A 13,296-nucleotide genomic window follows, 5' to 3' on the forward strand; every position below is an offset into this window, starting at 1 on the left:
TCTGAAACAGGGATCGGTCATGCATACAACATCAGAAAAAACTGCAAAACAGAAAATGATATTAGCTAAGGCAGTTTTAGCTGCTGCTGAACGACTTGGTCTTGCACAGGATCAACTAGCCTTAATACTCAGTATAGATTCGGTGAAAACTTTAACCTCTCTTGAATTAGATCCCACTTCAAAACAGGGAGAAATCGCCCTCACTTTAATCCGTATTACCACATCACTAGATGCTCTGGCGGGTGGAGATACTACCTGGATGCAGCATTTCATGAAGTCATCAAATAAATTAACTAATGGCATTCCGGTAGAACAGATTCAAAATGCTCAGGGATTGTTCTCTGTTTTACAATTGCTAGAGGGTCTTCGAGCAGAACTTTAAAGAAATTAATGCATATAAATAATTTTGTATAATATTTTGAAAATTAATTGATTTATTATATTGTAATTCTTTAATTTAAGATTTGATATTAGGACAGTAATAGCTGTGTTTTAGGAAAAATCAGTGAATAATAAGTTAAAAGAAATTGCAGTTAGATTACAGCAAATTTTAGACCAAATCACATTATTACAAAATGAATATCAAAGCCTTTATCAAGAAAAAGAAAAACTTATATCGCTTGAAGAAAAAAATAAGAATTATTTATCAGCAGAAGAAAGACTTTTATTATTTTCTCAAAGGTTTATTGGACGAACTGATACCTTTGCTTATCGTTGGGAAAATAGCAGTGGAAAATCTGGTTATTCTGTTGCTTGTGCAAATGAGTGGAAACATGGCATTTGTTACAAACCTCAAATTAAATGTTCAGACTGTAAAAGCCGTCAACTATTACCCATCACACAAGAAGTTCTTTATTCTCATTTAACTGGACAGAAAGTTATAGGCATTTACCCACTATTAGCAACAGATCAATGTAGGTTACTCGCAGTAGATTTTGATAAATCAGATTGGAAAAATTGTGTAACTGCATTTTCTGAAGCGTGCTTATCTTTAAATATACCATTTTTGGTTGAGCGCTCTCGTTCAGGTAATGGCGCACATGTTTGGATATTTTTCTCTGAACCAATTGCAGCTAAGCAAGCTCGCTTAATGGGTGCAGGTATTCTAGATAAGGCCATGGAACTTTATCCAGCTCTAGATTTTGAATCTTATGATCGTATGTTTCCAAATCAAGATCACATGCCAGCAGGCGGATTTGGAAATTTAATAGCATTACCCTTACAAAAGCACGCAAGAGCGCTAGGAAATAGTACCTTTATTGACAGTAACTTTAATGCCTTTACTGACCCATGGACTGTTTTACAACAAACTGAATTAATGAGTTCTTCTGAAGTTAATAATATTGTGAATGAACTAGGCTACAATTTCATCGAACAGAATCAAACAGATGTTGACCATGAGGCTCCATGGGTAAAAAATATTCCTAAAAAAAATCAAAAGATCGCGGGATGTCCAGACGCTATTGAATTGGTATTCGCAAATATGATTCACATTCCAATTCAGACATTACCCTCTCAATTGATAGCTCAATTAAAAAGATTAGCCACTTTCTCCAACCCTCGTTTTTTTAAAGCACAAGCAATGCGTTTTTCAACGACAGGAATTCCAAGACACATATGCTGTGCCCGCCTTGAAGGACAATATCTCAGTTTACCACGAGGATGCCTAACAGATATAATTCACTTGCTTAATCAACAAGATACTAAAATAAAACTAAAAGATCAACGTACTAAAGGCAACATATTAGTCAATATAAATCTACTTACCGAATTATCCTCTGAACAGGAAATGGCATGTAAAAAAATCCTTGAACACGATGTTGGAGTTCTACATGCACCAACGGCTTTTGGAAAAACTGTTACTGCAATCTCTATCATTGCCAAACGCCAAACAAATACACTCATTATTGTTCATAACAAAGAACTTGTTTCTCAATGGAAAGAACGATTACATTCATTTTTAGCCGATGTCGAAATTGGTACAATACAAGGTGGAAAAGCCAAACCATCTAATCAAATTGACATTGCAACATATCAAAGTCTAATCAACCGTGTAAATAATTCAATCAAACCTATCGCCTTTAATTACGGACAAATTATCGTAGATGAATGCCACCATTTATCCGCACCAAGCTATGAATTTCTTCTCAGTGAAGTCAGTCCCTACTACATTCTCGGGTTAACTGCTACACCAGAACGTCAAGATGGGCATCAACCCATTATTTTCATGCAAGCTGGTTCTATTGTATACAAAGCAAAATCCAACAATCACACCCAGCTTAAAAAATTATTAATAAAAGTAAATTATGAAGGTGAATTCCCAGAAATTTTCTTTGGTACCGAAAATAAACCACATATTTCAAAGCTGATGCAACATCTTACTGAAGATACAGAACGTAATAATGCCATTATTAAAGATGTCTCTCATTGTATTCAAAATGGTCAGATCCCGTTAATTTTAACTGAACGTAGAAAACATGCCGAAAATCTTAGAAATAAGTTGAATGATTTAGGGTATAAAACATCTATTTTACAGGGAGGTATGAGCCATACAAAAAACATAAAAGAAAAACAAAATTTAGATGATGCTCATGTTGTGATTGCCACGGGAAAATACATTGGTGAAGGTTTTGATCTTCCTCGTTTAGATACCTTGTTCTTGGCATTCCCGATTTCATGGAAAGGCACTTTGGCTCAATATGTTGGGCGTATTCATAGATCAAATGAAGGTAAATTTGAAGTTCAGGTATATGATTATGTTGATGTTAACCATCCGATATTTGTCAAAATGTTTCAGAGAAGGAGTAAAAGTTATAAAGCTCTAGGCTATATTGTAGAACAATCACACAATAATATCGTTTTATAATTTTAGATCTATTGACACTACCCCAATTTTCAATCCATAAGATAATTAAACGTAAAGCCGCTTTTAAAATTCTAAATGTGTGGGTCTCCTTGGCATCAAAATAACTGGCCATCACAAAGGATGCGGGTCCGAATGCAAATTTTAACTGTATTTTCAGAGTCATTTCAGATCACTACGTAGCTAAGGCTGTTTTGCAGATCGAAATGATAAAATCATAAATTGCTTTTCAAGAAAAAAGAAACTAATATGTTTCTTATAACACTAAAAAGCAATAAATGTGTCTACAATGAATGAGTCTTTACTTCAGCAAATCAAAAAAAGACGAACCCAATTGGGCTTAAAGCAAGTTGATATGCAATCCCGTACAGGCATTTCAAGACAGCAATACCAAAAGCTGGAAAGTCAGGGTAACCCTCGATTAGAGACCTTAGAAATTATCGCGGCAGGATTAAATGCTCAACTGATGCTCATCCCTGATGATAAGGTTCATTTGATTAGACAATTATTGAATGATGAAATTGAAGTCACTATTGAAGATCAGGATGACTTAATGACTAACCCATGGAAGGGTCTTCTCGGAGGAGAGGAACCATGAATACTGTTGCCGTCCTGAAATTAACATTACATCACGCTGTCGTTGGATACTTGGCAGGATTTCAGAGCGGAAAAAATATTCTGGTTTTTACAGATTCTTTCCGCTCTGATCAGCAACGCCCAACCTTGAGCCTGCTGACTTCCCCCTTGTATCCTCAAGTGGATAAGATTTTAGAAAAGACCTATGTTACACATCAGCGTTTACATCCCTTGCTATCAAACTTGCTACCAGAAGGTGCATTACGCGAACTGATTGCACAAAGCCTCAAAGTACATATAGACAATGAATTTCAGTTATTGGCAGCTTTAGGTCATGATTTACCTGGAGCACTCATTGCGACTCCATTAGATCCAGAAGAAATTCCAGATGAAATAAAATTCAAACTGCAGATCTCTAATCCAGATCAGATCTTAAAGCAAGAGATTCGAACAGATAATAAGTTTTCCTTGGCCGGCGTCCAAATGAAGTTTTCCATGAAAGCCAAAGATGGGCGTTTTACACTAGTCCAGGCAACGGAATCGTCTCTACTCGGGGACTGGATTATCAAAACTCCTTCTTCCAGACATGCTTTTGTTCCGCTAAATGAATATTCTATGATGAGCCTTGCCAAAATGGTTGGAATAGATGTCCCTGAGATTCGCTTGGTGGATATGGCACTCTTACAAAACCTTCCACCATTAAATTTACCCCAAGAGCAATATGCTTTTGCAATCAAAAGATTCGATAGGCAGAGTACTGCTAATACTACAGAGCTTATTCATATTGAAGATTTTGCTCAGATCTTTGGTTCATATCCACAGCAGAAATACAGCACCACAAATTATGAGCAGATCGGTAAGATCATTTATCACTATTCAGATAACAAAATTTTTGATATTCAGCAATTTGCCAGCCGTTTACTCGTCAATATTTTACTCGCCAATGGAGATGCACACTTAAAGAACTGGAGTATGATTTATCACGATAAAACAACGCCAAGATTATCCCCTGCATACGATATATTGATGACAAGTGTATATATTGAAAATGAGCGTCATTTCGCCTTAAATCTTGCCAAAAATAAAGATTGGTATTTAGCTGAGATGAAACACTTTGAACAATGGGCTGAAAAAGTCGGTGTTCCATGGCGTGTTATAGAAAAACAACTTCGTGAGATCATCGATAAAGCACGGTCAGTATGGCCAGCGCTATTACTAGACTTACCTATGATTTCTGTTCATAAAGAAAAATTAAGAGAACATTGGAAAAAATTGCATCCAGACTTTCAGATACTTACAGATGATTAGGGTAACCTGAAACCAAACTAAAATTTCTCAAACAAGTTCATCACGTCATTTTCCGTCAGTTTCGCTTCTCCCTCATGATCTGTGCTTAGAATAGACTGTGCCAGTTCTGCTTTATTCTGCTGCAAGGCAATAATTTTTTCTTCTATGCTTTTATTGGTAATCAGCTTATACACAAATACCGGCTTGTCCTGTCCAATCCGCCATGCACGATCTGAAGCTTGATCTTCAGCAGCAGGGTTCCACCATGGATCATAGTGAATGACCGTATCTGCGGCAGTTAGATTCAGACCGACCCCTCCTGCTTTCAGACTGATTAAAAATACCGGCACTTGTCCAGACTGAAATGCTGTAATGACTTCATCTCGCTTTTTGGTCTTTCCAGTCAGCTTCACATAGCCAATTTCTGCGTGATAGAGCTGTTGTTCAATCAGTTCCAACATTGAGGTAAACTGAGAGAAAATAAGAATTTTTCGTCCCTCTTCCACCATTGGAACAACCATATCCATCAACTGTTCAAGTTTGGCAGAATACGCCTGCCCGGTTTTAACTGAATCCAGTTTCAGCAAGCTAGGATGACAACAGACCTGACGCAGCTTCAGCAAGGCATCTAAAATTTGGATTTGACTACGCTTAAAGCCTTTTTCTGCCACAATTTTCTGAATATTTGCCTGCATCGTGGCGCGAACAGCCTCGTATAGCTTGGATTGCTGCTCATTCATGTCAATATTGACTTCAATCGTGGTTTTTTCAGGCAATTCCTTGGCAACGTCAGTTTTCAAGCGACGTAAAATAAAGGGTTTAATGCGGTTTACCAACTTTTGCCTTAACTGCTGATCACCGCGTTTTTCAATAGGATAGCGGTACTTTTTATTAAAGATTTCTTGTGAATATAAAAATCCTGGCATTAGAAAATAAAATAGTGCCCACAGCTCACCCAAATGATTTTCCATAGGTGTACCGGTTAGACATAGACGATGTCGCGCTGTTAATTGCCGTACTACCTGTGCAGCTTTGGCACGCGGATTTTTAATATTCTGCGCTTCATCCAGAATGAGTTGATGATATTCATATTGCTTTAGTTGCTCTTCATCTCTCGCCAAGAGCGGGTAGGTGGTTAACACAATGTCATAGTGTGAAATCTGCTCAAAATACTGATGGCGGTCGGGGCCTTGTAGCAGCAGTACCTTGAGCTCAGGGGTAAATTTTTCCGCTTCTTTGAACCAGTTATGCATCAGCGATGTGGGTGCAACAATTAAGGCGGGTCTGTCCTGCAAATGACCAGCCTGCTTTTCCATGAGTAAGTGGGCTAAAGTTTGTGCTGTTTTACCCAAACCCATATCATCTGCCAGAATCCCGCCATGCTGGGTTTCCCTTAAAAACTGTAACCAGCCTAAGCCCTGCTGCTGGTATAGACGCAACTCCCCCTGAAAACCTTGTGGTGTTGGCAGTTGTTGCTGATAGCCTTGTTTGAATTTATGTACAAATTTCTGCAGGCGATCACTGACCTGCCATGTCATCCCAAGATTATGCTGCAATTCTAATAATTGACTCGCATCATAGCGATCAATACTGCGCTCTTCTTGCTGTAAAATGCTCTGCAGATGCAATAATACCGGCTTAATATCCCTAGCGGATAGCGCCAAATCAGGTTGATCAACTGCAGTTTTCACGGTGAAAATTTGACTGTCATTCAGATGACCAAAAATCCGTGGATCAAGTAAATCAGGCTGTTCTTTCACCAAAGCCACAAGTGCATCGAGTAAATCATAGCTATTGCCTGCACTGTCCTGAACGGTCGCCCCGATATTGAACCAGTCTTGTTGGCTTTCAGATTCAGTGATGGAAATATTTAAATTTTCAACATATTGCAGCTTAAATGGGCTGTGTTCCAGATGCTCTATCTGCCATCCAATCAATTCAATTTGATTGATGGGCATCAGCTGTTTGATCCAGTCTCCATAGAACGCAAAAACCATAGAATCAAGACGTTGTTTATCCAGTTTTAATTGCTGGTAATAATTAAGATCTTTTACCCACTTCAGTGATTCGACCAATAGCTGTAAACGCTGGATTGACTGTTGTTCCTGAACTAAGTCCCGAAGCTGTCGCACCATTTTGCCATGCTGCTCACCAATAAAACTGTCACCTGATGTACCTGCTTTTATTCGCCCGCCTGCATAGGAGAATTCAATTTCGGCACAAACAGACTCTTCCCATTTCCAATGAAGTTTATCTACAACACCAAAGCGTAAAATGGGCTGGGGACTACCCTCAAGAACCTCAATATGCTGAATAGACTCGGGCTGAGGCAGATTTTTCACGTCTGAATATTGATGGCTAAGCTGCTCAAACTCTGGCAAGAGCGTAGATGGAAGATCAGGCATCTGTAAAAAATGGTACAGAAGATTTGCCGTATATTCACCATATAACTGGCCCACCGTATTCTGTTGAATATCCACATAACATGGTGGATGGCTCGCGAGAATCTGAATATGTGGATTTGATTTCAAATCGAGTCGAATATCACCATTGACCAATTCAATGTTTAAATGCTCTGTCTGTTTGTTTACACCTTGTTGCCAGATCAGTTCGATGTGATAGCCTTGTTCTGACCATTGAAGTGCAGTATGGCTCTTTTTTTGCCAGTACACATCGCCACTTTGAATAAAAGATTTGAAATGCTCCAATAAAATTCCGGAGATATCAAGATTGCTCTGATAAAAGCGCTCGTCGCTGTTTATTTTGGCGTAATAATAAATCTGGTTAAATAATTGTCGTTTTTGTTCAGGTAAAGTCAGATGCTTTCTGGTGATATTTTCATATTGGGTATAATAACTTTCCCCTGCAATTGAGCCATTTTTATTGCGTCTGGCTTTCTGCACATCAACTGTCAATTTCTTTAAGCTGACAGACTGATCTAGCAGGTAAATTAAATAATTGTTTGTTTTGACAGATTGCTCTGGTTCAGTCTGTTGTAAATACCGTTTAAAATCATTCAACCAGCGCTGCGCCTGATCATCCTCCCGTTGGCGTTTTGCGATTCCCTGCGGGGATTGAGAGTCAGCATAACGCTGCTGAAATTCCTGGCGATATTCCTGAAAGAATAACCGTGCTAAAGCAGCAGCATGTTTACAGTTATATCCAACCGGACAAGTGCAGTCGTCATCGATTAAACGGTCTTTTTGTGGATTATAGGTAATTGCAGTATCGTAATAATCTGTCCCTTCAATTTGGGCATACATCGTAACCCCGTCTTTTTCCTCAAAGAACTCAATCGTTTCCCTATCAATGTGTTTAGCATAGCTCAGACTGCGCTGAAGAGTTGCTGTACTAAAGCGAGATAGAAAATTGATCAATGAGGACATAATTACCAGAAACCAAAAATGTTTATACAATTATAACGGACAAAGCTGTCATTTCAGAACAGTACTGCTCGCCAACGTATCAAAAGGAAATAAATCCATGCTCAAAAACTTAATGTTTACTACAATGGATGGGGTGAATATTGGCTTTGGGGTACATTGGTCTCCTCAACCGCAATCACAGGTCGGCCATTAATCGCCTTTGAATACAGTGCAGAAGCGATCAGTAAAGGTTTAGAACTTTCCTCCACATCAAATGGATATCATGGGTGAGGCACTGAATATTCCTCGACAAGCTCTTGTGAAACTTGGTACTCAGGAAGCGGAACTTTGTGTCCAAGAAGTTGATGAAATTATTGGCTCGATTTGTAAGGTTACAATCTGATTCAGCAATATCGCTCATGACCTATTACCTGGACAAATTCAAGCAGAGACTCTCCAACTGATCCAAAATAGGATTGAGCATAATATTCATTTATTGCACTAAATAGCTTTCACAAAGCTTCTATGAAGGGCTTATTCTAACCGTTGTTTTATTACGGCATAAGCTACACCAGTCACCACACTTCCAATCGCAATCGCCAATAAATATTTTAATGGATAATTCATCGCATTCGGAATGATCAGTACCATTACACCGCCATGAGGAGTGACTAGTTCACATTTAAATAATGCAACCAAAGCCCCAGTTACAGCACCACCTGCGATCGCACATGGAAGCACTCGAATCGGGTCTTTGGCAGCAAACGGAATAGCCCCTTCCGAAATGAAACATAGGCCCAGAACTACAGCAGCCTTCCCTGCATCTTGCTCAGGTTTGGCAAATTTATGCTTTGCTAGAAAAGTTGCAATTGCCATACCCAATGGCGGTACCATACCCGCAGCCATGGTAATCGCCATCGGTCCGTATGTTTGTGACGTAAGTAAGCCCACCGTAAAGGCATAAGCCGCTTTGTTTATTGGGCCCCCAACATCAATACACATCATACTCCCAAGGATAACCCCCATGATCATGGCATTGGTCGTCCCCATATTGGCAAGGAAGTGTGTGAGTAATTCAAACAATTGTGCAACAGGCTGTCCAACCACATAAATCATGATTAAACCAACAGCTAAACTGGCCAATAGTGGAATAATCAATATTGGTTTTAATGCTTCTAGGCTACTCGGGAGTTTAAGCTGTTTCGATAAAAATAACGCAATATAACCTGCAATAAAACCTGCAACTAATCCACCGAGAAAGCCTGCCTCTAATTGTGTGGCAAGTAAACCGCCAATCAAACCTGGAGTTAAACCCGGACGATCCGCAATAGAATAAGCAATGTAACCTGCCAGCATAGGTACCATAAGAGTAAATGCTGCAGCACCTATTTGCTTTAAGGATGCGGCAAAGCTTCCTTCAACAGGATTGAGGCCAAACATAAACGAGATGGCAATGATCAAACCGCCCGCCACCACCATCGGCAGCATGAAAGACACCCCTGTTAAAAGGTGTTTATAAATTCCTGTTTTTTCTTTGTTTTCATTTCCTGTCTTAGTGGCTATTTGCTTACCCGTTTCAAGCACTTTGGCCTCAGCAATTGCATTTGCAAAAGTCTTATCCGTTTGCTTAAGGGCAAATCCTGTACTGCAGCGATATACACGTTTGCCTACAAAGCGATCTGTATTGACCTCAATATCCGTTGCTAAGATCACCACATCTGCTTTGGCAATACTTTCTGCCGATAAAATATTTTTAGCCCCAACCGATCCTTGGGTTTCAACATCAATCTGATAACCGTGCTTTACTGCACCTTGTTGTAAGGCTTCGGCCGCCATAAACGTATGCGCAACACCAGTTGGACATGCTGTAATGGCGACAAACCGTGTAACCCCTACATTTCAGTAAGTTTATTTCGCTACGGTTTGGACTATGTTCAAATGGCTATTCTACGTTTGATTGGTTTTGGAAAAAAAGAAGAATTTAAGAAAGTGCTAGCAATTTTAAGAAAGAAAAAGCCTGATAGGACAAGGATCCTATGAAATTTGTCGTGTACAGAGGTAATTTTTATGAAATCTAAAATCATGAGAAAAAGATAGAAAAGCACTTAGTCAGTTTCGGAGTATTATTTAAAACGTGGAGATGTTTTTCCTATGTTGATTAGTCAATTTATTTACGAATGAGGTATAAAGTTTTATCTAATTTTTCTTTTTATCCAATTTAAAATTAGGTGCGTACACGGCCTCAACTTTCAATAAAGTATAAAAGGTGTTTGTGTAGGCAATACCCTTACTTTTGATAAGCCAAAAGAAAGCAAAAGCCTTTGTTACCCATACATAACATCCCTATTATGATGGATAACGTGTGGCATCCCTGCCACACTCGTGTATCCAAACGTTGCTTAAATTAAACTATGTAATAGTGGCGACATAAAGGTGCTCTTATCGCTATATATTAAAAACTTAGTGGAACACTGTTTCTAAAGCTTTTAAACCCACTTTGGGATCAAGTAGACCGTTGTAAATTTCAGGGATTTCACGTTCCACCCCAAAAAATTCATAAATGGCAAGCATCGCCCCACGAACTGAATATTCCACAGTAAAGACCACGTCATCTTCAATTTCCACAAACTGTCCAAGGAAAGCAAAGTTTTGTGAGCCTTGTGGAATTACCTGTGGACGATCCCCCGGTTTACGGCAGGCGAATAGGGCAGAGGCGTATGGCATCATGGCGGTAGTAACATCAGTCGTTGCCAAAACATGATCTAAAATGTCGTCAAAACCGAGCTGTTTAATCAGTTCTGTTAGGATTTCTTGCCCCGTGGCTTCGGACATTGGTTTTTTGATGTAATCGCCTATATGGTCAATTTGGAAACCGTAGCCCCATAAGGTATATAAACCTTCAGGTAAGTCGGCAAAGTGTGGCTGTGCAGGAACCACGATGGATAAATGCCAACCCGACTCATACCAAGTCATGAGTGCGCCTGTGCCTGGTTCATTGTCTGTATAGTCAATAATACGTTTAAGTAGCACGTCATCTTTCATGGTCAGAGTGAAAGACTCCCACTTATGTTCATCGACATTGCCATAAAAAGTCATTGGACGGCCAAAGTCTGGGGCTTTTTGTGCCAGCGTTTCCCAAAGCGTCCAGCCATGATCTTCTCGATGACGAATAAGAGCAGGCACGTCATGATTACCGCCATAACGTGAGTCTGCTGTAATAGAGCCTAAAGTGAAAATAGCTAAATCATTGGCTTTCAGATTAATTTGCTCTGAGCCTTCAGGCAATTGTACATATAGGCGTGAAGCGTAGCGTTCTTGAGTTTCAGCATTGGTAATGAAGTCTGCATCTGTGACATAGTGTCCAAAACGCACATCGACGCCTTGTGCGACTAACCAACGCTGTAGGGGCAGAATCATCGAGTCATATTGGTTGTACTTGGTACGTTTCACACCCGCTAAGGTATGAATGCGTGGCAATTCTTGAATAAAACGCAAGAAATAGCGTCTTAACTCTGCTGCACTGTGCCATTTTTGAAAAGCGAAAGTCGTGCGCCACATGCGCCAGAAATTGGTTTCAAAAAAGGTTTCATCAAAAAACTCATCAATGCGGCGACTGCCAATTTTTTCTTCTTTTGAAGCTAATAGGCGCAGCATCTGTGCACGATGTAGCGTATTCAGACCAAGCTTTGCTGCATCCGCAATGACATGTTCGGCATCAATCAACCGTGCATTGGCGTGGGTTTTCACTTTTTCATTAAACTCACGACATTCTTCACGCACCGAAATGTCTGGATTTTCCAAAGATGGAATACTGGAAAATAAGTCCCATAGGCACAAATAAGTTTCATCGGTCAGCATTCGCCCACCACGTGTTACCCAAGCTTGCGCGGCATGCGGTGTATGTCCACCATCCATCGAACCACCTGAAATATCGAGTTCTTCTAAAATATGGATATTTTTGGCAGGGACTTTGGCATCACGGATTGCAAATGCAGCAGCAGCCATACCTGCGATACCACCACCAATAATCCAAAGATGGGACTGTTGCGCGTCTAATGGGGTGCGCTTCTTATTTTGCATGGTTCACCTTTAATTATGATGTTAAAAATTATGAAGTAAAAAAATTGGTTTAGAAAAACCTTAAAAATAGTATGTCTTTTTATATATGAAAAATGTATGAAATGGGAAGCAATCCCCTCATTATATTTTGTAATCAAAAATAGACGTATGATGGCTATTTTTAATACACATTTGTCTTTTTATTAAAATTGAATATGATCTAAATAATTGATGTTAATGTTTATTGTTGAGTAATTGCTCTATTGTTGTTTTCACTATGCCGTATGCTAAATTTCTTTAAAAATAGGCTTTTTATTTATCATTAAAAAATATCTTTGTACACGACAAAAAAAGATAACTCATTGAAATAATGGCATAATACTTGTTTTCTGACGACGAATATGATGACACATTTCAATGAGTTACATCTCATCTTAAACAAATATCTAAAGTGGAACAAGTCACATGCAAAATGTTTTACACTGATTATGCTTGCATTAATTGTAAAACAGACATGTAATCTTTCTTCTGCATCTAAAGCCTTACCCATCAAGTGATTACCACAATCATTTTATCGACGTATACAACGCTTCTTTGCAGATCAGTATTTCGATTATCGTCAAATTTCTCAGTTAATTTTCAATATATTTTCATTCGATAAAGTCCAATTAACTTTGGATAGAACTAATTGGAAATGGGGAAAACGAGATATTAATATCTTGATGTTAGCCATCGTCTATCGTGGAATAGCGATACCTATTGTTTGGACATTGCTCAATAAACGTGGAAATTCAGATACAAAAGAGCGTATTGCTTTGATTCAACGCTTTATCTCCATTTTTGGTAAAGATCGTATTGTGAATGTGTTTGCAGACAGAGAATTTATCGGTGAGAAATGGTTAATTGAAAATGACATTAACTTCTGTATACGTGTTAAAAAAACTTTATTGTGACCAATCACTTAGCCAAGAATCATAAAATTAGTGATTTATTTCGTCATCTTCAAGTTGGTCAAACTGAATGTCGTAAACGACGTATTTGGGTTGGTCGAGTGAAACTGTATATTAGTGCGCTACGATTAGAAGATGGAGAACTTTTACTTGTTGTTTCTCCTATGTTTAATGCTTCTGCTATTCGTGATTATGC

General features: G+C 38.9%; 6 protein-coding genes and 4 pseudogenes. 7 read left to right on the forward strand and 3 right to left on the reverse strand.

Going from position 1 to position 13,296, the window contains the following annotated elements; translation table 11 throughout:
• Positions 1–19: 19 nt before the first annotated feature.
• The 4 genes from FTT88_RS09015 to FTT88_RS09030 all read left to right on the forward strand — a co-directional run bounded on the left by FTT88_RS09015 (position 20) and on the right by FTT88_RS09030 (position 4,747).
• Positions 20–382 (forward strand): antitoxin Xre/MbcA/ParS toxin-binding domain-containing protein, encoded by a 363-nt coding sequence (locus tag FTT88_RS09015; protein ID WP_180164531.1) that lies wholly within the window; start codon positions 20–22, stop codon positions 380–382.
• Between the two features lie 123 nt (positions 383–505).
• Positions 506–2,866, forward strand: coding sequence for a DEAD/DEAH box helicase family protein (locus FTT88_RS17525; protein WP_001060549.1), 2,361 nt, complete (start codon positions 506–508; stop codon positions 2,864–2,866).
• Positions 2,867–3,152: 286 nt separating this feature from the next.
• The gene (locus FTT88_RS09025; RefSeq protein WP_034582588.1) at positions 3,153–3,461 is read left to right on the forward strand and encodes a helix-turn-helix transcriptional regulator; all 309 of its coding nucleotides are present in this window, start codon (positions 3,153–3,155) and stop codon (positions 3,459–3,461) included.
• Entirely contained in the window at positions 3,458–4,747 is a 1,290-nt protein-coding gene (locus tag FTT88_RS09030) for a type II toxin-antitoxin system HipA family toxin (RefSeq protein WP_180170591.1), read from the forward strand. The genes FTT88_RS09025 and FTT88_RS09030 overlap by 4 nt, the downstream gene beginning before the upstream one ends.
• A gap of 17 nt (positions 4,748–4,764) precedes the next feature.
• On the opposite strand, the gene FTT88_RS09035 is transcribed toward FTT88_RS09030, so the two are convergent.
• Positions 4,765–8,112 carry a DEAD/DEAH box helicase gene (locus tag FTT88_RS09035; RefSeq protein WP_180170590.1) on the reverse strand — a complete coding sequence of 1,116 codons (3,348 nt, stop codon included), beginning with the start codon at positions 8,110–8,112 and terminating at the stop codon, positions 4,765–4,767.
• Between the two features lie 247 nt (positions 8,113–8,359).
• Between FTT88_RS09035 and FTT88_RS09040 the strand changes: the two are divergent.
• Positions 8,360–8,596, forward strand: a pseudogene (locus FTT88_RS09040) (hypothetical protein); the annotation flags it as partial.
• Positions 8,597–8,625: 29 nt separating this feature from the next.
• Here the strand turns inward: FTT88_RS09040 and FTT88_RS09045 are convergent.
• Positions 8,626–9,975: pseudogene (locus tag FTT88_RS09045) on the reverse strand (fructose-specific PTS transporter subunit EIIC); the annotation flags it as partial.
• Between the two features lie 12 nt (positions 9,976–9,987).
• Between FTT88_RS09045 and FTT88_RS09050 the strand changes: the two are divergent.
• Positions 9,988–10,131: pseudogene (locus tag FTT88_RS09050) on the forward strand (IS4 family transposase); the annotation flags it as partial.
• A gap of 420 nt (positions 10,132–10,551) precedes the next feature.
• On the opposite strand, the gene FTT88_RS09055 reads toward FTT88_RS09050, so the two are convergent.
• Entirely contained in the window at positions 10,552–12,171 is a 1,620-nt protein-coding gene (locus FTT88_RS09055; protein WP_180164537.1) for an oleate hydratase, read from the reverse strand.
• A gap of 383 nt (positions 12,172–12,554) precedes the next feature.
• Between FTT88_RS09055 and FTT88_RS09060 the strand changes: the two are divergent.
• Positions 12,555–13,296 (forward strand): annotated as a pseudogene (locus tag FTT88_RS09060) (IS4 family transposase); the annotation flags it as partial.

The organism is Acinetobacter sp. YH01024 (assembly GCF_013420195.1).
GTDB classification, from domain to species: Bacteria; Pseudomonadota; Gammaproteobacteria; order Pseudomonadales; family Moraxellaceae; genus Acinetobacter; species Acinetobacter amyesii.